The sequence below is a fragment of the Variovorax atrisoli 110B genome (assembly GCF_000382045.1).
In the GTDB taxonomy this organism is placed as follows: domain Bacteria; phylum Pseudomonadota; class Gammaproteobacteria; order Burkholderiales; family Burkholderiaceae_C; genus Variovorax; species Variovorax atrisoli.
In genome coordinates, this window is record NZ_KB907458.1 from 126,462 (window position 1) to 153,338 (window position 26,877).

Annotated in this window: 23 protein-coding genes and 1 tRNA gene; 9 read left to right on the forward strand and 15 right to left on the reverse strand. The window is 66.6% G+C overall.

The genetic code is table 11. The features are described 5' to 3' along the window. Positions 1-9: 9 nt before the first annotated feature. Positions 10-1,002: a Bug family tripartite tricarboxylate transporter substrate binding protein gene (locus G369_RS0123645; RefSeq protein WP_019656523.1), complete on the forward strand. Its 993-nt coding sequence runs from the start codon at positions 10-12 to the stop codon at positions 1,000-1,002. 16 nt (positions 1,003-1,018) lie between these two features. On the opposite strand, the gene G369_RS0123650 is transcribed toward G369_RS0123645, so the two are convergent. After that, on the reverse strand, positions 1,019-1,648 hold the full coding sequence (locus tag G369_RS0123650) for a helix-turn-helix transcriptional regulator (protein ID WP_026346575.1): 630 nt from the start codon (positions 1,646-1,648) through the stop codon (positions 1,019-1,021). Between the two features lie 117 nt (positions 1,649-1,765). On the opposite strand from G369_RS0123650, the gene G369_RS0123655 reads away from it, so the two are divergent. Then, positions 1,766-2,911: a threonine synthase gene (locus G369_RS0123655; protein WP_019656524.1), complete on the forward strand. Its 1,146-nt coding sequence runs from the start codon at positions 1,766-1,768 to the stop codon at positions 2,909-2,911. 107 nt (positions 2,912-3,018) lie between these two features. Here the strand turns inward: G369_RS0123655 and G369_RS0123660 are convergent, their stop codons facing one another. The 4 genes from G369_RS0123660 to G369_RS0123670 form a co-directional block, all read right to left on the reverse strand. Beyond that, complete coding sequence (locus G369_RS0123660; protein WP_019656525.1) at positions 3,019-5,016, reverse strand: YadA family autotransporter adhesin; 1,998 nt, start codon at positions 5,014-5,016, stop codon at positions 3,019-3,021. Positions 5,017-5,363: 347 nt separating this feature from the next. After that, positions 5,364-5,624 carry a hypothetical protein gene (locus G369_RS38715; protein ID WP_157773773.1) on the reverse strand — a complete coding sequence of 87 codons (261 nt, stop codon included), beginning with the start codon at positions 5,622-5,624 and terminating at the stop codon, positions 5,364-5,366. Further along, entirely contained in the window at positions 5,621-6,607 is a 987-nt protein-coding gene (locus tag G369_RS0123665) for an ornithine cyclodeaminase family protein (RefSeq protein ID WP_019656526.1), read from the reverse strand. Before G369_RS0123665 ends, G369_RS38715 begins: the two co-directional genes overlap by 4 nt. Positions 6,608-6,665: 58 nt before the next feature. After that, complete coding sequence (locus tag G369_RS0123670; protein WP_019656527.1) at positions 6,666-6,974, reverse strand: hypothetical protein; 309 nt, start codon at positions 6,972-6,974, stop codon at positions 6,666-6,668. 173 nt (positions 6,975-7,147) lie between these two features. On the opposite strand from G369_RS0123670, the gene secA reads away from it, so the two are divergent. The 6 genes from secA to G369_RS0123700 all read left to right on the forward strand — a co-directional run bounded on the left by secA (position 7,148) and on the right by G369_RS0123700 (position 16,741). Further along, positions 7,148-9,925: a preprotein translocase subunit SecA gene (gene secA / locus G369_RS0123675; protein ID WP_019656528.1), complete on the forward strand. Its 2,778-nt coding sequence runs from the start codon at positions 7,148-7,150 to the stop codon at positions 9,923-9,925. A 165-nt stretch (positions 9,926-10,090) separates the two neighbouring features. Further along, the gene (gene argJ, locus G369_RS0123680) at positions 10,091-11,320 is read left to right on the forward strand and encodes a bifunctional glutamate N-acetyltransferase/amino-acid acetyltransferase ArgJ (RefSeq protein WP_019656529.1); all 1,230 of its coding nucleotides are present in this window, start codon (positions 10,091-10,093) and stop codon (positions 11,318-11,320) included. A gap of 82 nt (positions 11,321-11,402) precedes the next feature. Then, positions 11,403-12,278, forward strand: coding sequence for an ATP-binding protein (locus G369_RS0123685; RefSeq protein WP_019656530.1), 876 nt, complete (start codon positions 11,403-11,405; stop codon positions 12,276-12,278). Beyond that, positions 12,275-12,736 (forward strand): NUDIX domain-containing protein, encoded by a 462-nt coding sequence (locus G369_RS36220; RefSeq protein ID WP_019656531.1) that lies wholly within the window; start codon positions 12,275-12,277, stop codon positions 12,734-12,736. The genes G369_RS0123685 and G369_RS36220 overlap by 4 nt, the downstream gene beginning before the upstream one ends. Positions 12,737-12,743: 7 nt before the next feature. Then, complete coding sequence (locus tag G369_RS0123695; RefSeq protein WP_019656532.1) at positions 12,744-14,711, forward strand: acyltransferase family protein; 1,968 nt, start codon at positions 12,744-12,746, stop codon at positions 14,709-14,711. A 50-nt stretch (positions 14,712-14,761) separates the two neighbouring features. Further along, positions 14,762-16,741 carry an acyltransferase family protein gene (locus G369_RS0123700; protein ID WP_019656533.1) on the forward strand — a complete coding sequence of 660 codons (1,980 nt, stop codon included), beginning with the start codon at positions 14,762-14,764 and terminating at the stop codon, positions 16,739-16,741. Positions 16,742-16,796: 55 nt separating this feature from the next. Here G369_RS0123700 and G369_RS0123705 read toward each other — a convergent pair whose 3' ends face one another. From G369_RS0123705 to G369_RS0123750, 10 genes are all read right to left on the reverse strand, one after another. Beyond that, a complete protein-coding gene (locus G369_RS0123705) occupies positions 16,797-17,009 on the reverse strand; it encodes a DNA gyrase inhibitor YacG (protein WP_019656534.1) in 213 nt (70 codons plus the stop codon). Beyond that, on the reverse strand, positions 17,006-17,761 hold the full coding sequence (gene zapD, locus G369_RS0123710) for a cell division protein ZapD (RefSeq protein ID WP_019656535.1): 756 nt from the start codon (positions 17,759-17,761) through the stop codon (positions 17,006-17,008). The genes G369_RS0123705 and zapD overlap by 4 nt, the downstream gene beginning before the upstream one ends. A gap of 30 nt (positions 17,762-17,791) precedes the next feature. After that, positions 17,792-18,826: a hypothetical protein gene (locus tag G369_RS0123715; protein WP_019656536.1), complete on the reverse strand. Its 1,035-nt coding sequence runs from the start codon at positions 18,824-18,826 to the stop codon at positions 17,792-17,794. A gap of 161 nt (positions 18,827-18,987) precedes the next feature. After that, on the reverse strand, positions 18,988-20,481 hold the full coding sequence (locus tag G369_RS0123720) for an MBOAT family O-acyltransferase (protein WP_019656537.1): 1,494 nt from the start codon (positions 20,479-20,481) through the stop codon (positions 18,988-18,990). 69 nt (positions 20,482-20,550) lie between these two features. Beyond that, positions 20,551-21,162 carry a dephospho-CoA kinase gene (gene coaE / locus G369_RS0123725; protein WP_019656538.1) on the reverse strand — a complete coding sequence of 204 codons (612 nt, stop codon included), beginning with the start codon at positions 21,160-21,162 and terminating at the stop codon, positions 20,551-20,553. Positions 21,163-21,169: 7 nt separating this feature from the next. After that, on the reverse strand, positions 21,170-22,135 hold the full coding sequence (locus G369_RS0123730) for a prepilin peptidase (protein WP_019656539.1): 966 nt from the start codon (positions 22,133-22,135) through the stop codon (positions 21,170-21,172). Next, entirely contained in the window at positions 22,135-23,364 is a 1,230-nt protein-coding gene (locus G369_RS0123735) for a type II secretion system F family protein (RefSeq protein ID WP_019656540.1), read from the reverse strand. Before G369_RS0123735 ends, G369_RS0123730 begins: the two co-directional genes overlap by 1 nt. Positions 23,365-23,390: 26 nt before the next feature. After that, a complete protein-coding gene (gene pilB, locus G369_RS0123740) occupies positions 23,391-25,124 on the reverse strand; it encodes a type IV-A pilus assembly ATPase PilB (RefSeq protein WP_019656541.1) in 1,734 nt (577 codons plus the stop codon). A gap of 116 nt (positions 25,125-25,240) precedes the next feature. Next, positions 25,241-25,317: transfer RNA gene (locus tag G369_RS0123745), tRNA-Pro, on the reverse strand. 51 nt (positions 25,318-25,368) lie between these two features. Continuing rightward, complete coding sequence (locus G369_RS0123750) at positions 25,369-26,361, reverse strand: polyprenyl synthetase family protein (protein WP_019656542.1); 993 nt, start codon at positions 26,359-26,361, stop codon at positions 25,369-25,371. A gap of 195 nt (positions 26,362-26,556) precedes the next feature. On the opposite strand from G369_RS0123750, the gene rplU reads away from it, so the two are divergent. Next, complete coding sequence (gene rplU, locus G369_RS0123755) at positions 26,557-26,868, forward strand: 50S ribosomal protein L21 (protein ID WP_019656543.1); 312 nt, start codon at positions 26,557-26,559, stop codon at positions 26,866-26,868. The last annotated feature ends 9 nt before the right edge of the window (positions 26,869-26,877 follow it).

Genomic DNA, 26,877 nt, shown 5'->3' on the forward strand with positions numbered 1-26,877 from the left:
GAACTGAACATGCCGACGATGAATCGCCGGGCCTTCGCGGCCTCCGGCTCTGCAGCCCTGCTCGCTTCTTTTCTCAGCCCTGCTTGGGCGGCCTATCCCGACAGGCCGGTGAAGCTCGTCGTGCCGTGGGCGGCCGGCGGCAGCACCGACGCGATTGCCCGCGCCATGGCGCAGCGCATGAGCCAGACCATCGGCAGCCCGGTGATCGTGGACAACCGGCCCGGCGCCGCCGGCATGATCGGCACCGACGCGGTGGCCAAGGCCGCGCCCGACGGCTACACGCTTGCCATCGTCGAGCTGCCGCACGCCATCGCGCCGGCGGTGACGGCGAAGCTGCCCTACGACCTGCTGCGCGACTTCACGCCGGTGACCATGATCGGCACCTCGCCGCTGGTGTTCTTCTCGGGCATGGACGAGGGCAGCAAGGACTTCAAGACCTTCCTGAAGACAGCGGCTGCGGCCGCGGCGAAGGGCGCGCCGCCGGCCATCGCGCACAGTGGCGCCGGCACCGTGAGCCACCTGGCGGCCGAGCTGCTGGCGAGCCGCACGAAGATCAGGTTCAACATGGTTCCGTACCGCGGCTCGGCGCCCGCGCTCACCGACGTGGCGGCCGGCACGGTGGCAGGCCACTTCGCGACCCTGGCGAGCGGCTCGAGCCTGCTGGGAGGCAACCGCATCCGCCCGCTGCTGGTGACGAGCACGCAGCGCGTGAACCTGCCGGGCCTGCAGAACGTGCCGGCCCTCGCGGAGAGCGGACTCAGGGGCCTGGAGATCGACCAGTGGTGGGCCCTGGTGGCGCCGGCCACCACGCCGCTGGACGTGATCGAGAAGCTGCGCCGCGAGGCCGTCGCCGCGCTGGAGCATCCCTCGGTGAAGGAGCGGCTGTCGGTGCTCGGCGTGCAGATGAAGGGATCGACGCCGACCGAGCTGCGCGCCTTCCTGCGCTCGGAGGCCGAGCGCTGGCAGAAGGCCGCGCAGGAGATCGGGCTGCAGCCGCAGTAGGCGGTCGGCTGCCGGGCTACTTCGCGTCGCTGTAGACGGTGGCGCGCGACACGCCCATGTGCGCCGCCGCGATCTCGGCGCCGCGGCGCACTTCCAGCATTCCCGCCTTCTTCAGCTCCTGCACCAGCTGCTTGCGGTCGGCGGGCTTCAGCGAGCGCGGCGTGGTCGCGCGTGCGGCCGCGAACTCGTCGATGCGCGCGTGGATGCGGTCGGAGTGGCTGCCGCTCCCGGCTTCCAGATGCTCGTGCACTTCCTGGTCGTCGATGCGCATGAACTGCGAGATCGCGCCCTGGAAGCTCTGGAACAGCGTCAGGTCGACGTTCAGGCACAGCGCGGCCACGTACTCCCCGCTCTCGTCCTTGATGCCGATGGAGGTGCTCTTGACCTTGCGCCCGTCGGGAAAGGTGTTGGCGTAGTTCGCGATCACCGCCGGGAACTCCGGGTCGCGGATGCGCGCGAGGCCCAGCTCGGTGACCGAATCGCCGACCTCGCGGCCGCTCAGGCCGTTCTCGATCGCGTGGATCGCGTTCTTCGGATTGCTCAGGTCGTGCACCACCACCTCGCAGAAGGGCGCGAAGGTCTGGCCCAGGCCCTCGGCGATGTTGCTGAGCATGTCGAGCATCTGCTTGTTCGGCTTCTTCTTCATACCGGGGAATGTATCGGGTACGTATCCAGCTCTGGACGAACAATCTGATTTGTACAAAAAGTACAGTATTGGATGTATTATCCAATTCTGTTCGCTTTGATGATCCAGGAGCCACGAATGACAGAACGCGCACGCTACGTCGACCCTCGCACCGGCAGGCACCATGAGCTGTCGGAGCGCCGTTGGCGTTCGGACGACGGTAACCCGATGCTGGTCACGCCGCTGCCTGGCATCGGGCGAGACGACATCGATTCGCGCACGCGTTCGCTGTGGCGCTATCGCGCGGCGCTGCCGGTGGCCATCGACCGTCCCGCGAGCATGGGTGAGGGCTGTACGCCGCTGGTGCAGAAGCGCTGGGGCGGCTTCGAGCCGTACTTCAAGCTCGAGTGGTTCAACCCGACCTGCAGCTTCAAGGACCGCGGCGCGGCGGTGATGATGTCCTTCCTTCGCCAGATCGGCGTCGACGCGGTGCTGGAGGACAGCTCGGGCAACGGTGGCGCGGCCATCGCGGCTGCGGGCGCGGCGGCCGGCATGCGGGTGAAGGTGCTTGCGCCGAGCTACACGCCCGCGCCGAAGGTGGCACAGATCCGCGCCTTCGGCGCCGAGGTGCAGCTGGTGCCCGGGCCGCGCGAGGAGTCCGAGTACGAGGCGGTGCGGCAGTCGGAGTCGATCTTCTACGCGAGCCACAACTGGCATCCGTTCTTCCTGCAGGGCACGAAGACGCTGGCGTACGAGCTCTGGGAAGACCTGGGCTTCGAGGCGCCGGACAACGTCGTGATCCCGACCGGCGCGGGCAGCAACGTGCTCGGCTGCTGGATCGGCTTCAAGGAGCTGCTGGCGGCGGGGCAGATCGCGAAGCTGCCGCGCATCTTCGTCGCCCAGCCGCTGAACTGCTCGCCGATCGACGCAAGCTTCACCGCGGGCGTCGACACCCTGGTGGAGCGCGCCGTGCAGCCGACGATCGCCGAAGGCACGGCGATCAAGCGGCCCGTGCGGCTGCCGGAAATCATGCAGGCCCTGCACGAGACCAACGGCAGGACCGTCGCGCTGACCGAGGAGCAGATCGCGGCGGCGGTGCGCCGGCTCGCAGCCTGCGGCCTCTATGCCGAGCCCACTTCCGCATCCGCCGCGGCGGCCATCGACGTGCTGGCGCAGCGCGGCGACATCGAAGGCACGGAGACGACGGTGGCGCTGCTGACGGGCACCGGGCTCAAGTCGACGCAGTTCATGACCGGGCTCTTCGCGGACGCTGCAGCCGGGTAGGGTCGCTTAAAAAAATGGCCCCCATGCCACTCGGCATGGGGGCCATCCTCTTGCTTGCCGATTCGTTGCCGGCTCGCTCCCTGATTGGCTCTATTTCCTCCGAGCCCTCATTTCCATTTCCAGCCCACGCCGGCGTTCAAACCCCATTCCTTGCCGGTGGTCGAAATGCCCGCGCCCCAGGACGTCCTTCCGTCGCCGGCCAGCGCCTTGAAGGTGAGCGCCACGGCGCTGTAGCCCTTGTAGCTGCCCACCCCGACGCCCACCGTCTTCTCGCCCGGGGCGAGCGTGGGCAGGTAGGTGCCCGACATGGCCATGGCCATTGCCGTGCCCGTGTAGGCGATGCGCGCGACGTCGGCGACCTGGCTGCGCAGTTGGTTGAGCTGGTTCACGTTGACCGCGTCGGTGGGAAGCACGCCCGGCGCCACATTGGAGATTCGCGTGCCGCCCGGTGCCTGACCGTTGCCCAGCACGAGCTGGCTGTGGTCGACCGAGCCATCGGGGTTGGTCGCGTACTGCGCGCTGCTGGCCCGCGAGGCGGCTTCGGATGCCTTGAGCTGTGCCACGTTCGCCGCATCGCTGTCCGCCGTGCCGGCAGCCACGCCGGTGATCTGGCGGAGCCGGCCGCCGGACGCGTCGCCGACCGAGACCGCCGCCTGCGTGCTGGTCGTCGCCTTCACGGCAGCCTGATGCTGCGCCGATGCATTGCGAGACACGTATCCGGCCACGCCGGCACCGGTGGCGGCCACCGAGCCGGCGCCCAGCGCCACGCCCTCGCTCTGCTGCACCACCGCGCCGAAGCCGATGGCAGTGCCCCTGGCGATCCGCGGTGCCTGGCTCAGCGAGGTTCCACCGGCATCGGCACCATCGCCCAGAGCGGTGCCGCCGCCCCCTGCGCGCGAATCCGCGCCGATGGCCTGCGAGCCCGCGGCCAGCGCGCCGGTGCCGATGGCGATCGCGTTCGCGCCCGTCGCGAGGGCGTGGGAGCCCACGGCCACCGCGCTGTTGGCTGCTGCCTTGGCACCCGTGCCGGCCGCAAGGGAGTTGGAACCGCTGGCTTCCGACTGCGGGCCGATCGCCACGGAACTGTCGCCGCTAGCCATCGAGTCGCCCGCCGTCGACCTGGTGTGGAAGTACCTGGTGCCCGTGTTGTAGATGGTGCTGACCGAGGTGCTCAGGCTGCGCAGGTTGCCGTTGGTGGTGGACAGGCCGGTGGAGAGGCTTCCGATGCCGGCCATCGTGGACGTCGACAGGCTTGCGAGGGCGCCGTTGGTCGTGTTCAGGCTGGTCGAGAGGCTGCCGATGCTGCCTGCCGTGGATGTGGACAGGCTCGCGATGGTCCCGTTGGTCGTGTCCAGGCTGGTCGACAGCGAAGCGGTGGCGGTCGAGAGCTGGCTGACGTTGACCGCGTCGGTCGGGGCGCCGCCGGCCGCGACATTGGTGACCCTGCGCTCGCTGCCGCTGCTGCCTACCGACAGCTCGCCGGCCGGCGTCGCGGCTGCGACCGCGGTTCCTGCGGTTGGCGCGTAGGTGGGTGATCCCTGCAGGCTCGCCAGCGAGTTGGAGGTGGTGCTGCCGGCGCCGATGGCGGCGGAGTTGTCGTACTTCGCGGAGGCGCCGCTGCCCAGGGCCACGGCACCTTGGCCGTTTGCAGTGGACGCCGCGCCGATCGCGGCCGAGTTCAGCCCCTGCGCCTGCGCGTCGTAGCCGAAGGCGGCGCTCCCGGTTCCCGAGGCGTTGCTCGAGAGCCCGGTCGCGGTGGCCCATTTGCCCGCGGTGCCGGAGAAGCCGATGGCGGTGGACCCGTCTCCCGTGCCCTGCGAATAGCTGCCATACACCGTCACGCCTTCGAGGTTGTTGCCGCTCGAGTTGCAGCCGGTGATGTTGGACCAGGGGCCGGTCCCGTCGACCGGCATGCTGTTCGTGCCGGTGACGGTCACGCGCCCGATGGTCGCGGTGCCCGTGCTGTTGCAATTGGCAGGGGCATAGGTCGAGGCGTTGGCTGCGAGCGGCGAGAACTGCAGCCCGCTGGCGAGAACTGCCGCGGTGACGGCTGACAGCCTGAAGCCCATGCGGCCGGCGCGTGTGTTTCTGTAGGAATTGCTCATGGCTTTTTCTTTGAATTGATCTTCCAAAAAGGAAATTCGGACTCGATGCGCGTGACGAGACGGCCTGATTCCAGTGCCGGAATCGGGCGTAATTCGGTTTGCGGGTGAAAGATGGATTTCCCGGCTTCGGGAAATCGGCCTCGCCGACGGCTGCTTGCCGGCGCCGTTCAGCGGGCGAGTGGCGAGGCGTGAGCTAGCTGCAGGGCTCGAGTGAAATCATTCCAACCTCTCTGTGTTTATTCGGCGATGAAAGTCGCGGAGAGGTGCGTTGCCAAGCTCCGTCAAGACTTCGAGGCTGCGGAATGTATCGGGTGGAAATCGGCTCGGACAATGACCATTAATGTCAATTAATGGCATTCTTCCAGGCTTGAAGTATTTCCAGATTGCGGCCTTCTTTTTTTGAGCGAGAAGAAGTCCGCAATTTCGATTTTTCTCTTCAGAAAAATCTCGCTGTCAAAACAGTCGTGCAGCGCGTTGATGACAAAAAATGTTAGGAGAGAGTCGGCGCACAGAGGCTGAAATGTTCTTGTGTCTGCAACAAAAATCACGCTTTTCAGACGCGCTGCAGACGGGGCGCGGCATTGCGCGCGCCCTTTGAACAGCTTCACCAGGGCCAGGCGATGCGCGTGCCTGTCTGGGTCTCGGCGGCGCGCGCATGAAGAAGACGCGCGACGGTCAGGTCCTGCAGCGCGAGGCCGGTCATGTCGAAGACGGTGATGTCTTGCGGCGCCCGCTCGAAGGCAGCCTTGCCGCTGAGCAGGTCGCCCAGCTCCACGCATTCGGTGTCGGGCGCCCACTGCGTCTCGCCGATCTGCCGGGCCTGCATGCGGTCGTCGACGAACAGGCGCGCGCGTTCCAGCAGGCCTTCCGGCAGCTCCCGCTTGCCGCGGGTGTCGGCGCCGACACAGTTCAGGTGCGTGCCGGGCCGTACGGCATCGAGCTCGAACAGGGCTCCTGCGCCCGGCGTGGCCGTGATCACGATGTCGCTTCCCGCCACGGCCGCGTTGCGGTCGTGCGCCGGCGCGATGCTGCAGCGGCCGGCGAAGCGGGCTTCGAAGGCGGCGTTGCGCCCGCCGTTCGCACCCACATAGAGAACCTCGCGCAGCGAGGGGATCAGCCGCAGCGCGAATTCGAGCTGGATGTGCGCCTGCACGCCGGTGCCGAAGATGCAGAGCCGCGCACTGTCGGCCCGCGCGAGACGCTGCAGGCCTAGGCCGCCGGCTGCGCCCGTGCGAACGGTCGTCACCGTGTTGCCGTCGATGACGCACAGCGGCCGGCCTGTCGCCGTGTCGATCAGCATGATCGTCGCCTGATGGGGTTCGCCGCCGCGCTGCCGATTAGCCGGCCAGAAGCCCGCCGCCTTGAATCCGAGCAGCCCCTGGGCCTGCACGTCGCCGGACTTGATGCCGAACACGCCGCCGGTGCCCAGCGCCTCGCGCACCACCGGGAACACGCGGCCCTCGCGGTCGCTGTGCAGCATGAAGGCCTCGCGCACGGCACCGAGCACGTCGTCGTGGGAGAGGAGGGCGTCGACCTGGTTCTTGTCGAGCAGCAGGAGCCGGGCGTCGGCGGGCGCGATGGAGGATATCATCTGGAAATATTATCTATCTCCAGACAAAAAATCAAAAAAACAGCGAGAGGCGATCCGGTCAGCGCCCCGTGTGCACCTTGATGCGGATCGTCGCCACGTCCCAGCCCCGGTTTCTCAGGCGGGTCACGAGCATCGGCGAGAGCTGGCGCAGCTTGGCCGCGGCGGCGCTGCCCTTGACAAGCAGGCACCAGACGTCGCCCTCGGCCGGCCCGGCCTGCACGGCCGGGCGCATGGCCGGCGGGATCAGGCCCTCCACGGCCTTCAGCCGCTCGGCAGTGTCGCGCGCACGTGCCATCAGGCTGCCCAGCGTGGGGGCGCCTTCCGCTGCTTCCTGCAGTGAAATGGCGGGGGGAAGTCGGCGATACATCGGTAATCCAGGGGTTAGAAACAAGACAGCTAAAATGCCCGGTTTGCCGGTGCTTGCGCCGGGAAAAGGCTGCTTGCTTTCATGGAAAGCGCGCCCAACTGCTTTCACCATATCTTAGGGAATCCGGTCGAAGTGCCTGCCGTACCTCATCAGGCGCCCGCCCATCTCCACCCATGGCAACCAACTTCCTGACCCAGATTTTCGGCAGTCGCAACGATCGGCTGCTCAAGCAGTATCGCAAGACGGTGGAACGCATCAATGCGCTCGAACCCGCGTTCGAGAAGCTCAGCGACGACGCACTGCGCGCCAAGACCCAGGAGTTCAAGGACCGCATCGCCAAGGGCGAGACCCTCGACGCCCTGCTGCCCGAAGCCTTCGCCACGGTGCGCGAGGGCTCCAAGCGCGTCATGAAGATGCGCCACTTCGACGTCCAGCTGCTCGGCGGCATGGCGCTGCACAACGGCAAGATCTCCGAAATGCGCACCGGCGAAGGCAAGACGCTGACCGCCACGCTGCCGGTGTACCTGAATGCGCTGTCCGGCAAGGGCGTGCACGTGGTCACGGTGAACGACTATCTCGCCAACCGCGACGCGACCTGGATGGGCCGCCTCTACAACTTCCTCGGCCTGACGGTGGGCATCAACCTGCCGCAGATGCCGCGCGAGGAAAAGCAGGCCGCCTACCGCAGCGACATCACCTACGGCACCAACAACGAGTACGGCTTCGACTACCTGCGCGACAACATGGTCTACGAGCCGGGCGACCGGGTCCAGCGCGGGCTGAACTACGCGATCGTCGACGAGGTGGACTCGATCCTGATCGACGAGGCACGCACGCCGCTGATCATCAGCGGCCAGGCCGAAGACCACACCGATCTCTACCTCGCCATCAACAAGGTGGTGCCGCTGCTCAAGAAGCAGGAAGGCGAAGCCGACCCGCGCACCGGCGAGGGCGTCACGGTGCCCGGCGACTTCACGGTCGACGAGAAGACGCACCAGGTGTTCCTGACCGAGGACGGCCACGAGAACGCCGAGCGCCTGCTGAGCGAATTCAAGCTGCTGCCCGAAGGCGCATCGCTCTACGACCCGGCCAACATCACGCTGATGCACCACCTGAACGCGGCGCTGCGCGCCCGTCACCTCTACCACCGCGACCAGCACTACGTGGTGCAGCAGGGCGAGGTGGTGATCGTCGACGAGTTCACCGGCCGCCTCATGAGCGGCCGCCGCTGGAGCGACGGCCTGCACCAGGCCGTGGAAGCCAAGGAAGGCGTGGAGATCCAGGCCGAGAACCAGACGCTGGCCTCCATCACCTTCCAGAACTACTTCCGCCTGTATTCCAAGCTCGCCGGCATGACCGGCACGGCCGACACCGAGGCCTATGAGTTCCAGGAGATCTACGGCCTCGAGACCGTCATCATCCCGCCGAACCGCACGAGCAAGCGCGAGGACCAGCTCGACCGCGTCTACAAGACCACGCGGGAGAAGTACGAGGCGGCGATCCAGGACATCCGCGAGTGCTACGAGCGCGGCCAGCCTGTGCTGGTGGGCACTTCGTCCATCGAGAACTCCGAGATCATCGACGGCCTGCTCACCCAGGCGGGCCTGCCGCACCAGGTGCTCAACGCCAAGCAGCATGCGCGCGAGGCCGACATCGTGGCGCAGGCCGGCCGCACGAAGATGATCACCATCGCGACCAACATGGCCGGCCGCGGTACCGACATCGTGCTGGGCGGCAACATCGAGAAGATGATCGAGGCCATCGAGAACGACGAAGGCCGCGACGAGGCGGCCAAGCAGGCCGACATCGCCCACATCCGCGCCGAGTGGACCAAGGACCACGAGTTCGTGAAGTCGCTCGGCGGCCTGCGCATCATCGCCACCGAACGCCACGAGTCGCGCCGCATCGACAACCAGCTGCGCGGCCGTTCGGGCCGCCAGGGCGACCCCGGCTCCTCGCGCTTCTACCTGAGCCTGGACGATCCGCTGATGCGCATCTTCGCGGGCGACCGCGTGAAAGCGATCATGGACCGTCTGAAGATGCCCGACGGCGAAGCGATCGAGGCCGGCATCGTCACGCGCAGCATCGAGAGCGCGCAGCGCAAGGTCGAGGCGCGCAACTTCGACATCCGCAAGCAGCTGCTCGAGTACGACGACGTGTCGAACGACCAGCGCAAGGTGATCTATCAGCAGCGCAACGACATCCTCGACGCGGGCGACCTCACGGCGCAGATCGCCGCGCTGCGCGAAGGCTGCTTCACCGACCTCGTGCGCCAGTACGTGCCGGCCGAGTCGGTCGAGGAGCAGTGGGACCTCGAAGGCCTGGAGAAGACGCTCTTCAACGAGTGGGGCATCGACATGCCGCTCAAGAAGGAGGTTGAGGCTTCCGAGGCCGTCTCCGACGAGGACATCGTCGAGAAGGTGCTCAAGGCCGCCAACGAGACCTTCGACGCCAAGGTCGCGCTGATCGGCCAGGAGAACTTCACCCAGTTCGAGCGCATGGTGCTGCTGCAGAGCATCGACACCCACTGGCGCGAACACCTGGCATCGCTCGACTACCTGCGCCAGGGCATCCACCTGCGCGGCTACGCGCAGAAGCAACCCAAGCAGGAATACAAGCGCGAGGCCTTCGAACTCTTCGGTCAGCTGCTCGATTCGGTCAAGAACGAAGTCACGCGCCAGCTCATGACGGTGCGCGTGCAGTCGAGCGAGCAGCTCGAGGAGGCTGCCGAAGCGCTGGAGAGCCGCGGCGAGAACGTGTCGAACATCACCTACTCGGCGCCGACCGAGACGGGCGAGGTCGAAGTCCGCGTCGACGAGGAAAGCCAGCGCCGCGCCGCCGCCACCGGGCTTGCCGCGGGTGCCGCCGCCTTCGCCCGCGTCGGCCGCAACGACCCCTGCCCCTGCGGCAGCGGCAAGAAGTACAAGCAGTGCCACGGCAAGCTCACCTGAAGTAGGGATACTCCCGCAGGCGCGCCGCACTCCGTGTGGCCGCCGGCCCCTCGCGGGGGGCGATGCCGGCGGACCGGCAAGGCCGGCTCCGCGGTATCCCGGGCGACGAAGAGTGCGTCGTGTCGGTGCCGATGAAAGATTGATACGCCAGAAGGAATAAGTGCCATGCCCGTGAACCTGTCCGCTCCCGATCCTGCCGCCCTGTTCGCGGTGCCCGGCGTCCGCATCGGCGTGGCCGAAGCCGGCGTGCGCAAGGCCAATCGCAAGGACCTGACGGTCGTGCTGATCGACGAGGGCTCGGCCGTCGGCGGCGTGTTCACGCAGAACCGCTTCTGCGCCGCGCCGGTGCAGGTCTGCCGCGACCACCTGGCCGCGAACCACGGCATCCGCGCGATGGTCATCAACACCGGCAACGCCAATGCAGGCACCGGTGAAGACGGACTGATGCGCACCCGCTCCACCTGTATCGCGCTGGCGCGCAAGCTGGAGATCTCGCCCGAGCAGATCCTGCCGTTCTCCACCGGCGTGATCATGGAGCCGCTGCCCGTCGACCGCATCGAGGCCGGCCTTCCCGCCGCCCTGGCCGATGCCAGGGAGGACAACTGGGCGCGCGCGGCCGAAGGCATCATGACCACCGACACGATTCCGAAGGCATTCAGCCAGCGGGTGCAGGTCGGCGGCGCCACCGTCACCATCACCGGCATCAGCAAGGGCGCCGGCATGATCCGCCCGAACATGGCGACCATGCTGGGCTTCCTGGCGACCGACGCGAAGATCGATCCCTCGCTGATCCAGCCGCTGGCGAAGCAGCTGGCCGATGCCTCGTTCAACCGCGTGACCATCGACGGCGACACCTCCACGAACGACTCGTTCGTGGTCATCGCGACCCAGAAGGCCGCCCACGCGGCCATCACCTCGCTCGACTCCGCCGACGGCAAGGCCCTCGTGGCCGCCATGCAGGAGGTCGCCCGCAAGCTGGCGCAGGCCATCGTGCGCGACGGCGAGGGCGCGACCAAGTTCATCACCGTGCAGGTCGAAGGCGGCAAGGACGCCGCCGAGTGCAGGCAGGTGGCCTATGCCGTGGCGCATTCGCCGCTGGTCAAGACGGCCTTCTACGCCAGCGACCCGAACCTGGGCCGCATCCTGGCGGCCGTGGGCTACGCGGGTATCGCCGATCTCGACCAGACCGGTATCGACCTGTTCCTCGACGACGTGCACGTGGCCGTCAAGGGCGGGCGCAACCCCTCGTACCGCGAGGAGGACGGCCAGCGCGTGATGAAGCAGAGCGAAATCACCGTGCGCATCGGCCTGGGCCGCGGCAAGGCCAGCGAAACCGTGTGGACCTGCGACTTCAGCCACGAATACGTGACGATCAACGCCGACTACAGATCCTGATGACCCCCACGCTCCGCACTTCGTGTCGTCGCTGCCCCCCGAGGGGGCGCTCTACGCCCTTCGGGCGGTCGGGCGGGCGCAGATGAACGAGCAGTTCCAACGGCTGATCGAACGCGCCGAGCAGCTCATCACCCGCATCGAATCGATCCTCCCGCAACCGCTGGCGGAGCCCGCCGACTGGAACGCGTCCATCGCCTGGCGCTATCGCCGCCGGAGCTCGGGCCACGGCGTGCTCGAGCCCGTGAAGCACGTGGCGGCGATGTCGCTCGATTCGCTGAAGGAAATCGACGTCCAGAAGGAAAAGATCGCGCGCAACACGCAGCAGTTCGTCGAGGGCAAGCCCGCCAACAACGTGCTGCTGACGGGCGCGCGCGGCACGGGCAAGTCGTCGCTGATCCGCGCTTGCCTGCAGACCTACGCGCCGCAGGGGCTGCGCCTGATCGAGGTGGACAAGGCCGAGCTCACCGACCTGCCCGACATCGTCGAGGTGGTCTCGCAGCGGCCCGAGAAATTCATCGTGTTCAGCGACGACCTGAGCTTCGACGAGGGCGAGCCGGGTTACAAGGCGCTGAAGTCGATCCTCGACGGCTCCATCGCGGCCTCGACGCCCAACGTGCTGATCTACGCGACCAGCAACCGGCGCCACCTGCTGCCCGAGTACATGAAGGACAACCTCTCGTACACCCACACCGAGGACGGCGAAGTCCACCCCGGCGAGGTGATCGAGGAAAAGATCTCGCTGTCGGAGCGCTTCGGCCTCTGGGTGAGCTTCTATCCCTTCAGCCAGAACGAATACCTGACGATCGTGGGCCAGTGGCTCTCGTCGTTCGGCATGGACGACGCCACCATCGCGGCGGCGCGGCCCGAGGCGCTCGTGTGGGCGCTGGAGCGCGGCTCGCGCAGCGGCCGCGTGGCCTACCAGTTCGCGCGCGACTACGCGGGGCGGAGCAAGGCGTGAGCGAACAGGCCCGCAAGCACACGGAGGTCGCGGTCGGCGTGCTGATCCGCCTGTCCGACGATGCGCTGCTGCTTTCCACCCGGCCCGAGGGCAAGGCCTACGCGGGCTTCTGGGAGTTTCCCGGCGGCAAGATCGAGGCGGCCGAGACGGTCGAGGAGGCGCTGCGGCGTGAGCTGCAGGAAGAGCTCGGCATCACCATCGACGGCGCCGAGGTCTGGAAGGTGACCGAGCACGACTATCCGCACGCGCTGGTGCGTCTGCACTGGTGCAAGGTCACGGCCTGGAGCGGCGAGTTCGAGATGCGCGAAGGCCAGCGCATGGCCTGGCAGCAGCTGCCGCTGGACGTGGCGCCGGTGCTGCCGGGCGCGTTCCCGGTGCTGCAGTGGCTGTCGGAAGAGCGCGGCCTGCCGTTCGTGGCGCCGCCGGTGGTCGCGCCTGCCGACGCGCCGGCCAGCTGATCGCTTGATGCATCCCAAGTACCGTCCGGACATCGACGGCCTGCGGGCAATCGCCGTGGGCTCGGTACTGGTCTACCACGCCTTCCCGACGGCGCTGATGGGCGGCTTCATCGGGGTCGACATCTTCTTCGTGATCTCGGGCTTCCTGATCACGACCATCATTCTCCAGAGCCTCGCGGCGGGCGACTTCAGCTACCGCGACTTCTACGCGCGGCGCATCCGGCGGATCTTCCCGGCGCTGATCGTGGTGCTGTTCGCCACGCTGTGCGCGGGCTGGTACCTGCTGCTGTCCGACGAGTTCGCCGAGCTCGGCAAGCAGACCGTGGGCGGCGCCGCCTTCGTCGCCAACTTCGTGTTCTGGGGCGAGTCGGGCTACTTCGACACGGCGGCCGAGACCAAGCCGCTGCTGCACCTCTGGTCGCTGGGCATCGAGGAGCAGTTCTACATCTTCTGGCCGCTGCTGCTGGGGCTCGCCTGGCGCAAGGGCTGGCCGATCGTACGCGTGGTGCTGGCGGTGGCGGCGGTCTCGTTCCTGGTGAACGTGACCACGGTGCATCCGCTGCCGGCAGCGTCGTTCTACTCGCCGGCTTCCCGTTTCTGGGAGCTGATGGTGGGCGGCATCCTGGCCTGCATGCGGCTGAAGCCGCCGGCGCCGAGCGCGTGGCGCAGCCACCTGCAGTCGGTGCTGGGCGTGGGGCTGATCGTCCTGGGGCTGGTAATGATCCGCAGCAACAAGTCCTTCCCGGGCTGGTGGGCGCTGCTGCCTACGCTGGGCGCGGTGAGCTGCATCGCCGCCGGGCCGAACGGCGTGCTCAACAAGTACCTGCTGTCGAACCGGGTGATGGTGTGGATCGGCCTCATCAGCTATCCGCTGTACCTGTGGCACTGGCCGCTGCTGGCCTTCGTGCGCATCGTCGAGGCCGACCCGCTGCATCCCTCGCCGGTCTACCGCGCCTGCGCGATGGTGGCCGCCGTGCTGCTGGCCTGGGCCACCTACCGGTTCGTGGAGCGGCATACCCGAAGCCGCTCGGGCACGGGCATCCTCAAGGCGCTGGGTGCGGGCATGGTGCTGATCGCCGCGCTGGGCACCGCGATCTTCTTCGGCGTGCCCGGGCCCCGCAACGACAGCGAGCGGCTGCAGATCGTCGCCAACGCCACGCTGGACGCCGACTACTACGCCGGCTTCAAGCTCGACCAGATCGGCGAGCAGCTGGTCTACAAGACCGGCGGCGGCCCGAAGCGCGTGCTCTTCGTGGGCGACAGCCACGTGCAGCAGTACGCGCCGCGCATCATGGAGCTGTCCCGCACGCTGTCGATGCCCGACAAGTCGGCCTGGTTCGTGACCCAGGGCGCCTGCCCCGCGGTGCCGGGCGTGCAGGCCGACAAGAACATCGGCTGCGCCGAGCGGCGCGACGCGATGCTGGCCTATGCCCTGACGCCCGAGGTCGACTCGGTGGTGATCGGCGGCTGCTGGAACTGCTACTTCGTCGGCCATGGCGCGCTGGAGTACTACTTCCGCGGACCCGACAACAAGGTCCATCCGTTCCAGGGCGGCGACGGCATCGAGCGCTCGCTGGCCTCGCTGGAAGCCACGCTGCGCGAGCTGGCACGGCACAAGAAGGTCTTCCTGCTGCTCGACAACCCCGGCGGCCCCGAGTTCACGCCCAAGCGCCTGATCGAAGGCAGCCGCCTCACTCACATGGAAGCCATGACTTCCGCGCCGACCGCGCCGCTGCCGGCCGACCAGAAGGCGCTCAACGACAGGCTGCGCGCCATCGCCGAGGCGAGCGGCGCGGAGCCCATCGATGCGATGGCGGTGCTGTGCAAGGACGGCAGCCATTGCCTGGTCACACTGCCCGACGGCGCGCCTGCCTACAAGGACGCCGACCACCTGCGGCCGCGCTACACGCGCGAAGAGGCGAGCTACTTCGACCGCACCGTGCGCAGCGCCCCGGCGCAGCAGCCGTCGCGCTGATCGGCCCTTCGCCAGCAGCCGACCGACCGATCGAAGAAGACCCAGCGACCATGCATCCCAAGTACCGCCCGGACATCGACGGCCTGCGAGCCATCGCGGTCGGCTCGGTGCTGGCGTACCACGCCTTCCCGAGCCTGCTGCCGGGCGGCTTCATCGGGGTCGACATCTTCTTCGTGATCTCGGGCTTCCTGATCACGACCATCCTCCTGCAGAGCCTGGCGGCGGGCGACTTCAGCTACCGCGACTTCTATGCGCGCCGCATCCGGCGGATCTTCCCGGCGCTGGTGCTTGTGCTGCTGGTGACGCTGGCCTTCGGCTGGTACGTGCTGCTGCCGGGCGAGTTCTCGCAGCTGGGCAAGCAGACGACGGGCGGCGCCGCCTTCTTCGCCAACCTCGTCTTCCTGGGCGAGGCCGGCTACTTCGACGCCACGGCCGAGACCAAGCCGCTGCTGCACCTGTGGTCGCTGGGCATCGAGGAGCAGTTCTACATCTTCTGGCCCCTGCTGCTGGGGCTGGCCTGGCGCAAGCGCTGGCCGATCCTGCGCGTGACGCTGGCGGTGGCGACGGTTTCCTTCCTCGTCAACGTGCTGACGGTGCAGCCGCACCGCGCTGCCGCCTTCTATTCGCCGCTGTCGCGCGCCTGGGAGCTGATGGCGGGCGGGCTGCTGGCGGTCATGCAGCTGCAGGCCGCCGCGGCGGCCGGCCAGGGGCAGGCGGGCGGCCGCGTGTGGAAGAAGCACCTGCAGTCGATCGTCGGCATCGCGCTGATCGTGCTCGGCCTCTTCATGACGCGCAGCACGAAGGCGTTCCCGGGCTGGTGGGCGCTGCTGCCGGTGCTCGGCGCGGCGAGCTGCATCGCGGCGGGGCCGGGCGGGGTGCTCAACAAGTACCTGCTGTCGAACCGGGTGATGGTGTGGATCGGCCTCATCAGCTATCCGCTTTACCTTTGGCATTGGCCGCTGCTGTCCTACGCGCGCATCGTGACCGGCGGCGAGCCGCCGCTGCAGTTGCGCATCGTGCTGGTGGTGGCCTCGATCGTGCTGGCCTGGGCCACGTATCGCTTCCTGGAGCGCTTCGTCAAGCTGCACCTCTCGCAGGCGATGCTGCGCGGGCTGGCGGGCGCGGGCGCGGCGCTGGCGCTGGCCGGCGTCATTGTTTTCCTGGGCACGCCGACGCCGCGCCACGACAGCCCGGCCCTGCAGGCGGTGGCCGACGCGACCCGCGAGGACAACTACTACGACGGCTTCGAGGAGGCCGCGCTGGGCGACCAGTTCGTCTACCGTGCCGGCAGCGGCAAGCGCAACGTACTGCTGATCGGCGACAGCCACGTCGAGCAGTACGCGCCCCGCGCGCTCGAGCTGGTGCGTACGCAGCCCGACAAGGCGCGCACCATCTACTTCGCGACCAAGGGCTCGTGCCCGCCGGTGCCGGGCCTGTTCAGCGGCCTGGACACCGGCTGCGACGAGCGGCGCACCGCGGTGCTCGAGCTGGCGCTCAAGCCCGAGATCGACTCGGTCGTGCTGGGTGCGTGCTGGAGCTGCTACTTCACCGGCGCCGGTCCGACGGTGAACTACTTCGTCGACGACCGCAAGGCCGTGCACCCGTTCATCGGCGGCGACGGGATCGAGCAGTCGCTCAGGTCGCTGGGCGAGGTGCTGAAGCGGCTGTCGGCGGTCAAGCCGGTCTACCTGGTGCTCGGCAACCCGGTGGGAATGGATTTCGATCCGCTGCGGCAGATCGAGGGAAGCCGCCTGGGACGCATGACAGCGGAATCCGGACAGCTCAGGGCACCGATGCCGCAGGACCAGGCGCAGTTCAATGCGCGCCTGAAGCAGGTGGCCGAGGCCAACGGCGCGCGGGTCATAGAGCCCTTCGCCAGCCTGTGCGCTGGCGGCGAATGCATCCGCAGCATGCCCGACGACGGTTCGCCGGCCTACAAGGACATCGGCCACCTGAGGCCGCGCTATGCGCGCAGCTTCGCGACGTACATCGATCCGGCGCTGCTGGACGATGGCGTGGCCGGCAAATAACCAGCCGCTGCACCGGACGGCCTCATCGGCCTGCCGGTCCGCCGTTTCTTTCTGCTTACTGGATCTTGGGATCGCCGAAAGGCTCGTCGTCCGGTGGCGCCTCGGCCGGCATGCGGAATTCCTCGCTGGCCCAGGCGCCCAGGTCGATGCCCTTGCAGCGCGCGCTGCAGAAGGGCCGGTAGGCATTGCTGGGGGCGTAGATGCTGTCGCCGCCGCAGGTCGGGCAGCGCACGATGCGCTCGCCCCTTTCGTTCACGCCGACGGTCATGCGCAGAGGGTGAGCTCGAAGGGCGCGTCTTCCGAGCTCTGTTGCAGGCGGTCGTCCTTGTCGTGGCGCATGAGGCGCACCGAGACCATGAGGCGGTTGCCGCTGATTTCAGGAATGAGCCCCAGCTTGGGGTCGATGCGCAGGCGCAGCAGCTGGAAGCTGCGGCCCTGGGGCAGGTTCTGCTGGAACTGGCCGTTGACCGCGATCACCTTGTAGGGCACGTCGGCGTCGCGCAGCAGCTTGAGCAGCAGGTAGATCGACGAGGCCAGCGGCGACAGCGTGTTCGACCAGCGCTCCAGGTCGGCGCGCCGGCTGGCGGCGGGGCGGTGCTGCCAGGCGTAGTAGGCAGGCAGGTCGAATTCGCAGGTGCCGCCCGGAATGCCGGCGCGGCTGCGGATGCTCATGAGCCACTCGTTCTCGGTCAGCGCCTGGCCGGCCTTGCCGGCGACGCTGTTGAGGGCGGCGAAGTTGCCTTCGAGCTGGCCGATGACCTGGTCGAGCACGGCCTCGGCGATCGCCGGATTGCCTCGGTAGCCGTTGAAGACGTTCTTGTGCTTGTCCAGGTCGCGCAGCACGTCGGCCTTGAGGTCGGCGCGCGCAGCGACGTCCATGATCTCGAAGATCGTGACCAGGGCGTAGTGGTGCGACAGGGGAGATTCGGCCGGCACCAGCTCGCCGAGGCGGCGGAACAGGTGCTCGAGCCGCAGGTACGTGCGGATGCGCTCGTTGAAGGGGTACTCGTAGAGGATCACGCGTATCGGTTTTTCACGTCGGGTTCGGGCTCATTGCGTCTTGGGGGCCGGTGGCGGGAACACCTCGCGCACAGCCTCCAGCATACGCTCCCCGAAAAGAATGTAACCCCGGGTCGACACATGTGTCTCGTTGGCAGGAAAAAGATCCTTCATCTTGAAGCGATTCTGTTCTGCCAGCGCGAACAGGTCCGGTCCGATATTTTGCGGGTTGAACGCAGCCCGGAACTCGTCGGCATGGTTTTGTTGCAAATACACGCTGGTCTTGTTGGGCACGACCATCCACACCACCTTGTAGGGCGCTGCGGTGCTCTCGAAGCGCTTCATGAACTTCGCGGATTCGGCCGTCAGCGCCGGATTGACGCGGTCCTCGGCGGTCATCAGCAGCTTGTCGCAGGCGCGATGGCTGAACTGCTTGCAGCCGTCGGGCACCACGCGCGCGTCGATCAGCGGGCCCCAGCGCTCGGGCGTGTTGGTCCAGCTGTCGGAGGCCAGGATCTCCTTCGTGTTCTTGTAGGTCAGCCAGCCGCTGAGCAGCTGCGCGTCCCAGTTGAGCTGGAAGCCGGGGGCTGGCCTGGACGGGTTCTCGAAGGGCGGCGGCGTCGGCTTGAACGCGTGCTTCATGGTCCTGCACGACTCGGACTTCTCGATGCGGTCGGAAAGCAGCCGCTCGATGCTCTCGACGATCACCACCTTGCCCTTGAAGCCCGACTTCTGGAGCCAGCCCGAGAAGTCGTCGCAGAGCACGCCGCCCAGGTTGTCCCAGTGCGTGGTGGTGACCTTGTAGCCCGCGCCCACCAGCTTCGACTGCCAGGCGTAGCGCACCGAGAAGCTGTCGCCGATCACCAGGATGTCGGATTCGGTGATGGGCCAGGTCTTGACGTCGGCGTCGGGAATGGGCGGCGGCGGCTCGTGCCAGCCGAACTCGCGCTCGGAAATGCGCCCGATGCGGGTCAGGTCGCCGTACGGAATGGGCGTGAGCAGGCTGACGAGCAGCAAGGCGCAGCACACCAGGTAGCCCGCGGCGAAGATGCGAAGCCAGGTCTTGGCCGATTTCGTGTCTTCCATCTCAGCCCCCCACCGCGCTCCGCCTGATCTGCGCTGCATGAATCGAGCGCGCTCCACTCGCGGGACGCCGTGGAACCGGCTTTGCCGGGCCACCGGCGTCGCCCCCGGCGAGGGGGTTGGAGAAGCGACACGAATTGCGCGAAGCCTGGGGGAGTTTCATTTCAGAACTGGAAATAGAGGAAGGGGCTGTAGCTGCCGAACTTCGACACGCACAGGCCAAACAGGTAGACGCAGCCCAGGCCGGTGACCCAGGTGGCCAGGCGCTGCAGGCGCGGGCGACCGGCCAGGCCTGCGACCGCAGGAATCCAGCGGTCGAGCGTGATCGTGGGCGGCAGCGCCAGGCAGATCACGATGGCCACGAGCAGAGTCTGGAAGAACTCGGGCTTGCGGAACGGCACGCGGAATTCGCTGAAGGCCGACACAGGGGCACCGTGCATGCCCAGCATGCCCTTGTAGATCTCGATGGCGGCCGACATGCTGTCGGCGCGGAACACCACCCAGGCGATCATCACGCAGACGAAGGTGATGAACCATCCGATCACGCGGCCGTACCAGGTGGTCTCGGTCCTGCCGCGCCGCACCTTGGCGTTCCAGAAGTGGTTGACCATCAGGTAGAAGCCGTGCAGCGCGCCCCAGATCACGAAGGTCCAGGCGGCGCCGTGCCACAGGCCGCCCAGCAGCATGGTCAGGAACAGGTTGATGTAGCGCCGCGCCGGGCCCTTGCGGTTGCCGCCCAGCGGCACGTAGAGGTAGTCGCGCAGGAAGGTCGACAGCGAGATGTGCCAGCGCCGCCAGAACTCGATCATGTTGGTCGACTTGTAGGGCGAGCGGAAGTTGAGCGGCAGCTGCACCCCGACGCACAGCGACAGGCCCACGGCCATGTCGGAGTAGCCCGAGAAGTCGAAGTAGATCTGCATCGTGTACGCCAGCACCCCGAACCACGCCGTGTACAGGGAAGGCATCACGCCTTCGTGCACGCCCTTGAACATCATGTCGGCGTACTGGCCCATCGGGTCGGCGATCAGCATCTTCTTGCCCAGGCCGAAGACGAAGATGCCCAGGCCCAGCGCGATGTTGTTGGCGTTGATCCGGTAGGTGGCCGGGTTGTTGAACTGCGGCATCATCTGCGCGTGATGCAGCACGGGGCCCGCGATCAGGTGCGGGAAGTAGGTCACGAACAGCACGTAGTGGATGAAGCTGCGCTCGTGCACCTTGCCCTGCCAGCAGTCGACCAGGAAGGCGATCTGGGTGAAGGTATAGAACGAGATGCCGATCGGCAGGACGATGTGCACCAGGTCGATCTGCGGCAGGCCCGCAGCGGCCAACCCGGCATCGATGTTCTCGAGGAAGAAGTTGGCGTACTTGAAGACCGCCAGCACCCCGAGGTTGACCACCAGCGCGACGATCAGCAGCGTCTTGCGGTACTTGTCCTCGCGGCTGGGCGAGGGGGTGAGCCGCAGCCCGAACCAGTAGTTGACGCAGATCGACCCCAGCAGCAGCGGAAGCGCCTTGACGCTCCACCAGCCATAGAAGAAGAGGGAGGCCAGTGCCAGGAACCCCGCCGCCGACCGGGGGCTGCGCGCACCGATCAGGAAGAAGCCGATCAGGACCAGCGGGAAGAAAACGAAGATGAAGGGGTACGAATTGAAAAGCATCGTGAGGGGCGCTTGGGCATGCGCCGTTTGACGTGATCGTCCTTTTGCCGTCGCGGCGTCAACCCCAAATTATCGCGTGCCCGACTTAGCCCACCTTTCCCAGAAACCCCGGACCTCCTGAGCGAGTTCCTCCAGGGTCAGGGACTCGTTGTAGATCACGGCATCCGCCGCCGCCCGGCGCGCCCGTCGGGTGGCCTGCTGCGCGATCACCGCCTTGACCGCCTCCGGCGCCCAGCCGGAGCGTGCAACGACGCGTTTCAACTGTGTTTCCTCGGTGGCGTCGACCACCAGCACCCGGTCGACGATGGCGCGCCAGCGCCCAGACTCGACCAGCAGGGGAACGTCGAACACGACGACCGCATCCTCGCCGGCGGCCGCGGCCTGCCGCTGGGTTTCGGCTCCGATCAGCGGATGGAGGATGGATTCGAGCCGGGCCTTGGCGCCTGCGTCCGCGAACACGATCTGGCGCATGGCGGCACGGTCCAGGCCGCCGGCCGCGTCGATGACGCCAGGGCCGAAGGCGGCCTCCAGCGCGGGCATCGCGATGCCGCCCGGCAGTGCGATGGACCGCGCGATGGCGTCCGTGTCCACGAGAACCGCTCCCTGGGCCACCAGAAGGCCGGCGACGGTGCTCTTGCCGCTGCCGATACCGCCCGTCAGGCCGATGCGCCGCACCACCATGCGGATGTCAGCGGATCAGTGCGCCCAGGGGGAAGGCGAACGGAATCCACTGCCTCACGACTTCGGGGCCAGCCGCCAGGCAGACGAGGCCCGCGCCGGCCAGGAAGGGGCCGAAGGCGATCGGGATGTCCTTGTGCGCCAGCTTGCCGGCGACGCGCAATGCGATGCCGATCACCGCGCCCACCAGCGAAGAGACGAGGATGATCGCGATGAGGTAGTCGGCGCCGAGCCATGCACCCAGCGCAGCCAGCAGCTTGAAGTCTCCATAGCCCATGCCTTCCTTGCCCGTGACCAGGCGAAAGGCATGGTACACAAGCCACAGGCTCAGGTAGCCGAACACGGCACCCCAGACGGCGGAACCCAGGGAGACGCCGGTCCAGCCCATGGCCGCGCCGATCAGCCCAAGCCACAGCAAGGGGTAGTTGAGCGAATCGGGCAGGAACTGCGTGTCGAAATCGATCAGGAACTGGCAGATCAGGAGGGCCCCGAACGCAGCCCACAGCGCCCCGGCGGGCGTGATGCCGAAACGCCAGGCGCACAGGGCGAACAGGGCGCCGGAGATCAGCTCGACCAGCGGATAGCGCAGGCTGATCGGAGTCTTGCACGAAGAGCAGCGCCCGCGCAGCACGGCGTAGCTCAGCACGGGGATGTTCTCGTACCAGCGGATCAGGTGGCCGCAGGCACCGCAGCGCGAAGCAGGGCGCATCAGGTCGAAGGGAGGCTGCTTCTCTACGAGCTCGGCGGCCTTGTCGGCCGCGGCCTCCAACCCCGCGGGTGCCGCGACCTTCGGCCCGAAGGCGAGCGTCCACAGCGACGGCGCCTCCTTGGAGGACATCAGATTGGCGACTGCGTCGGCGAGCCATTCCCGATACATCATCACCGGCACGCGGTAGATGACGACGTTCAGGAAGCTTCCGATCAACAACCCCAGGACACCGGCGAAAGCGGTGTCGAACTCCCGCGAAACCAGCATCAAACGACCTGGCCGAGCTTGAAGATGGGCAGGTACATGGACACCACGATGCCGCCGATGATCGTGCCGAGGAAGACGATGATGATCGGCTCCATCAGGCTGGAGAGACCGGCGACCATGTCGTCCACCTCGGATTCATAGAAGTCGGCGGCCTTGCCGAGCATGTGGTCGATGGAGCCGGATTCCTCGCCGATGGCGGTCATCTGGATCACCATGGACGGGAACAGGTTGGCGTTGGTCATGGCTGCCGTGAGGCTGGTGCCGGTGGACACCTCCTGCTGGATCTTCGCCGTGGCGTCGCCGTAGACGGTGTTGCCCGAAGCGCCGCCCACGGAGTCGAGCGCTTCGACCAGCGGGACGCCGGCGGCGAACATGGTGGCGAGGGTGCGGGTCCAGCGGGCGACGCAGGATTTTTCGATGAGGACGCCGAAGACAGGGATCCTCAGCAGCAGGCGGTCCATCGTTCTTTGGACGCGCTCGTTGCGTTTCCAGGCCTGCATGAAGAAGTAGAGCCCCCCACCGATGCCGCCGAAAATAAGCCACCAATAGGAAACGAAGAACTCGCTGATACCGATCACGATCAGTGTTGGCGCAGGCAGGTCGGCGCCAAAAGACGTGAACACCTCCTTGAACGCGGGGATCACGAAGATCATGATGATGGCGATCACGATGAATGCCACCACGATCACCGAGATCGGATACATCAGCGCCGACTTGATCTTCGACTTGATCGCCTCGGTCTTCTCCATGTAGGTGGCCAGCCGGTCCAGCAGTTCTTCCAGAATACCGGCCGCTTCGCCAGCCTCCACCAGGTTGCAATACAGGTTGTCGAAGTACTTCGGGAACTTGCGGAATGCGGAGGACAGCGAGCTACCAGTTTCCACGTCGCTGCGAATGTCATTGAGCAGCTTGGCTACGCTTGGATTCGCATTACCGCGTCCCACGATATCGAAGGACTGCATCAGCGGCACGCCCGCCTTCATCATCGTGGCCAGCTGGCGCGTGAAGATCGCGATGTCCTTCGGCTTGATCGCCTTGCCCGAGCGCATGCGGCGCTTCTTGATCTTGGAGGCGAGCACGCCCTGGCGGCGCAGCGCGGCCTGCACCTGGTTCTCGCCAGCCGCACGAAGTTCGCCGCGTACCAGCTTGCCGTTGCGGTCCTTGCCTTCCCACTCGAAGACATATTCCTTGTGGGTGGGCTGGGTGCGGGAGGATGCAACTGTAGCCATTCGATCTCCGGTGTTCGGTATGTTCGTTATTCGTTGGTGCAGGCCACCACTTCTTCCAGCGAAGTGAGACCTTGCATGACCTTGCGCAGGCCCGACTGCCGCAGGGAGCGCACGCCCTCGGCCTCGGACTGCAGGGCGATGTCGAGCGCGCTGCCGTCGCGCAGGATGATTTCCTGGATGGCTTCCGAGATCGGCATCACCTGGTAGATGCCGACGCGGCCCTTGTAGCCGCTGTTGCAGGCGGAGCAGCCGACGGGGCGGTAGGGCTTCCAGGATCCGTCCAGCTCCTCTTCCTTGAAGCCGGCGTCCAGCAGCGTTTCACGCGGAATGTCGGCCGGGAGCTTGCAGACCGTGCACAGGCGGCGCGCGAGGCGCTGGGCGGTGATCAGGATCACGCTCGACGCGATGTTGAACGGTGCGATGCCCATGTTGCGCATCCGCGTGAGCGTGGTGGGCGCGTCGTTGGTGTGCAGCGTGGATAGCACGAGGTGGCCGGTCTGCGCAGCCTTGATCGAGATGTCGGCGGTTTCCAGGTCGCGGATTTCGCCGACCATGATGATGTCGGGATCCTGGCGCAGGAAGGCGCGCAGCGCGGCCGCGAAGGTCAGGCCCGCGCGCTCGTTGACGTTCACCTGGTTGACGCCGGGCAGGTTGATTTCGGACGGGTCTTCGGCCGTCGCGATGTTCACGCCCGGCTGGTTCAGCAGGTTCAGGCAGGTATAGAGCGACACCGTCTTGCCCGAGCCCGTGGGGCCGGTGACGAGCACCATGCCATAGGGACGGCCGATCGCATGCAACAGTCGCGCCTTCTCGTCCGCGTCGTAGCCCAGGGCGTCGATGCCCAGCCGTGCGCTGCTCGGGTCGAGAATACGCACGACGATCTTCTCGCCGAAGAGCGTGGGCAGCGTGCTCACGCGGAAATCGATCACGCGGTCGGGCCCGATCTTGAGCTTCATGCGGCCGTCCTGCGGCACGCGCTTCTCGGAGATGTCGAGCCGGGAGATGACCTTGATGCGCGAGGCCAGCTTGTCCTTGATGACGGTCGGCGGGCTGGCCACCTCGCGCAGTTCGCCGTCGATGCGGAAACGCACGCGGTAGTTGTGTTCGTACGGTTCGAAGTGGATGTCCGATGCCCGCATGCTGACGGCGTCCAGCAGCATCTTGTGCAGGAAACGCACGACCGGTGCGTCTTCGACTTCGGCGATGGCCTGGTCGTTGCTCTCGTTCGCAGTCTCGGCGGAAACCTCGTCGAACTCGAACTCGCTGCCGACGATGCTGTTGATGGTCTCCGCCGCGCTGACCGCGGCGGCCTCGATCATCCGCGACAGCTTGTCGTACTCGGCGATGACCCAGTCGACGCCCATCTGCGAGGCGAACTTGATCTTCTCGGCCGCCTGTTGGTCTGAAGGATCGGCCGTCGCGACGATCAGGCGATTGTTGCGCTTGCTGAGGACGACGATGCGATACGCCTGGCACAGCTTCGGGTCGACCAGGTCCTTCGGCAGGCGCTGCGGATCGATGGCGTCCAGATCGAGCAGCGGGGCGCCGAAGGCGGAGGAAAGCGTATGGGCGAGGTCGGCTGCCGATACGGCGCCGGAGCCGGTCAGCTCGGCGATGAAGCTTGTGCGAGCAGTAAGAGACTTCTGATAGATGTCCTCGGCAGCCTTGGCGGGAAGCTTGCCGGCCGAAACCAGGGCGCGCGCAAGCCCTGGCAGGGCTATTTGCGAAGGTTCTTTAACAGGAAGTTCGGCTGCAGCCATTCAGCGAGTGAAAAAGATGTGAAAAATTGCTTCACGATCATCGCTGAACAGTCCTGTGCTGTAAATCGCTACACAGCAACAGGCTGGCCATTTGTCGATTAATGCCAGCCAAAGGCTGGTCGGGGTGAGAGGATTCGAACCTCCGGCCTCTACGTCCCGAACGTAGCGCTCTACCAGGCTAAGCTACACCCCGATGGTTGCAAGAAAGAAGAAGTCGTCCTAGATGCCAACTCAGGAGAGGTGTTCAGGCACGTCGCTCAAGCAACTGAGCCGCTAATTGTAGCAAACCTGAAGCGTGCAAATTCGACGGAAAGTTTTTTAATGCATGAATCGCACGCTGCGCCTCTGCTGCAGCGGCGGCGCGCGATGCATCCAGTGCGCCGGTTTCCTGGACGATCTCGATGACCTTGCCCAACTGGGTGGTGTCCCCGGCCTCGATGGCGGCGCGCACGAGTTCGCTCTGGGCGGAGGTGCCTCGCTGCATTGCGAAGATGAGCGGCAGCGTCGTCTTGCCTTCACGCAGGTCGTCGCCGACGTTCTTGCCGGTTTCGCTGGCATCGCCCGTGTAGTCGAGGACGTCGTCGATCACCTGAAAGGCGGTGCCCAGTGCCTGCCCGTAAGTGGCGCAGGCTTCTTCCAGTTCGGGCGATGCGTCGGCCAGCACGGCTGCAAGGCGGGTGCTGGCCTCGAAGAGCTTCGCGGTCTTCGAGCGGATCACGCGCAGGTAGGCCGCTTCGTCCAGCGAGGCGTCGTGCATGTTCATCAGCTGAAGCACCTCGCCCTCGGCGATGATGTTCGTGGCCTCGGCCAGGATCTGCATCACGCGCATGTTGTTTGCGTCCAACATCATCTGGAACGCGCGCGAATAGAGGAAGTCGCCGACCAGCACGCTGGCCGGGTTGCCGAACGACTCGTTGGCCGTCGCCCGGCCGCGCCGCAGGGTGGATTCGTCTACGACGTCGTCGTGCAGCAGCGTGGCGGTGTGGATGAACTCCACCACGGCCGCCAGGTTGAAGCGCTGCTCGCCGGCATATCCCAGTGCCCCCGACATCAGAAGCAGCAGTGCCGGCCGCAGGCGTTTGCCGCCTGCGGAGATGATGTATCTGGAAACCTGGCTGACCAGTGGCACGCCCGTGTCGAGGCGACGAGCGATCACGCGGTCGACTTCGACCATGTCGCCGGCAATCAGGTCCAGCACGGTGGCGGTGGGGGAGGTGTCGGCGGCGGGAACTGGCAAAGCGAAGGCGCGGGGCGCTGCTGAGTGTTGGTGGTGGGCGGCCCAGGCGGGGCAAGGCCGGAAGGCGCAAATTATAGGGAGCCGAAGAGGCTTGCCAGCGGGGCCTGCGCCCGGGAGTGGCTAGCAGGCGCGAACCGCGCTATAATCTTGGGCTCTGCGGAATTCGCCGCGGAGACTCATTTCTAAGAGGTTTACATGTACGCGGTCATAAAAACCGGTGGCAAGCAGTATCGCGTTGCTTCCGGCGAGAAAATCAAAGTAGAACAGATTGCTGCGGACGTAGGCCAGGAAATCGTGATCGACCAGGTTCTGGCCGTCGGCAACGGCGCTGAAATCAAGGTTGGCACGCCCCTGGTGTCCGGTGCAACGGTGACGGTCACGGTGCTGTCGCACGGCAAGCACGACAAGGTTCGCATCTTCAAGATGCGCCGTCGCAAGCACTATCAGAAACGTCAAGGCCATCGCCAGCAGTTCACCGAGCTGCAAATCGGCGCGATCGCCGCTTAACACGGCACA

What these genes read in the sequence shown, in the direction of transcription:
- G369_RS0123645 (WP_019656523.1), top strand. Translation starts at nt 10, where the DNA reads ATGCCGACGATGAATCGCCGGGCCTTCGCGGCCTCCGGCTCTGCAGCC.
- G369_RS0123650 (WP_026346575.1), bottom strand. Translation starts at nt 1,648, where the DNA reads ATGAAGAAGAAGCCGAACAAGCAGATGCTCGACATGCTCAGCAACATC.
- G369_RS0123655 (WP_019656524.1), top strand. Translation starts at nt 1,766, where the DNA reads ATGACAGAACGCGCACGCTACGTCGACCCTCGCACCGGCAGGCACCAT.
- G369_RS0123660 (WP_019656525.1), bottom strand. Translation starts at nt 5,016, where the DNA reads ATGAGCAATTCCTACAGAAACACACGCGCCGGCCGCATGGGCTTCAGG.
- G369_RS0123665 (WP_019656526.1), bottom strand. Translation starts at nt 6,607, where the DNA reads ATGATATCCTCCATCGCGCCCGCCGACGCCCGGCTCCTGCTGCTCGAC.
- G369_RS0123670 (WP_019656527.1), bottom strand. Translation starts at nt 6,974, where the DNA reads ATGTATCGCCGACTTCCCCCCGCCATTTCACTGCAGGAAGCAGCGGAA.
- secA (WP_019656528.1), top strand. Translation starts at nt 7,148, where the DNA reads ATGGCAACCAACTTCCTGACCCAGATTTTCGGCAGTCGCAACGATCGG.
- argJ (WP_019656529.1), top strand. Translation starts at nt 10,091, where the DNA reads ATGCCCGTGAACCTGTCCGCTCCCGATCCTGCCGCCCTGTTCGCGGTG.
- G369_RS0123685 (WP_019656530.1), top strand. Translation starts at nt 11,403, where the DNA reads ATGAACGAGCAGTTCCAACGGCTGATCGAACGCGCCGAGCAGCTCATC.
- G369_RS0123695 (WP_019656532.1), top strand. Translation starts at nt 12,744, where the DNA reads ATGCATCCCAAGTACCGTCCGGACATCGACGGCCTGCGGGCAATCGCC.
- G369_RS0123700 (WP_019656533.1), top strand. Translation starts at nt 14,762, where the DNA reads ATGCATCCCAAGTACCGCCCGGACATCGACGGCCTGCGAGCCATCGCG.
- G369_RS0123705 (WP_019656534.1), bottom strand. Translation starts at nt 17,009, where the DNA reads ATGACCGTCGGCGTGAACGAAAGGGGCGAGCGCATCGTGCGCTGCCCG.
- G369_RS0123715 (WP_019656536.1), bottom strand. Translation starts at nt 18,826, where the DNA reads ATGGAAGACACGAAATCGGCCAAGACCTGGCTTCGCATCTTCGCCGCG.
- G369_RS0123720 (WP_019656537.1), bottom strand. Translation starts at nt 20,481, where the DNA reads ATGCTTTTCAATTCGTACCCCTTCATCTTCGTTTTCTTCCCGCTGGTC.
- coaE (WP_019656538.1), bottom strand. Translation starts at nt 21,162, where the DNA reads ATGGTGGTGCGGCGCATCGGCCTGACGGGCGGTATCGGCAGCGGCAAG.
- G369_RS0123730 (WP_019656539.1), bottom strand. Translation starts at nt 22,135, where the DNA reads ATGCTGGTTTCGCGGGAGTTCGACACCGCTTTCGCCGGTGTCCTGGGG.
- G369_RS0123735 (WP_019656540.1), bottom strand. Translation starts at nt 23,364, where the DNA reads ATGGCTACAGTTGCATCCTCCCGCACCCAGCCCACCCACAAGGAATAT.
- pilB (WP_019656541.1), bottom strand. Translation starts at nt 25,124, where the DNA reads ATGGCTGCAGCCGAACTTCCTGTTAAAGAACCTTCGCAAATAGCCCTG.
- rplU (WP_019656543.1), top strand. Translation starts at nt 26,557, where the DNA reads ATGTACGCGGTCATAAAAACCGGTGGCAAGCAGTATCGCGTTGCTTCC.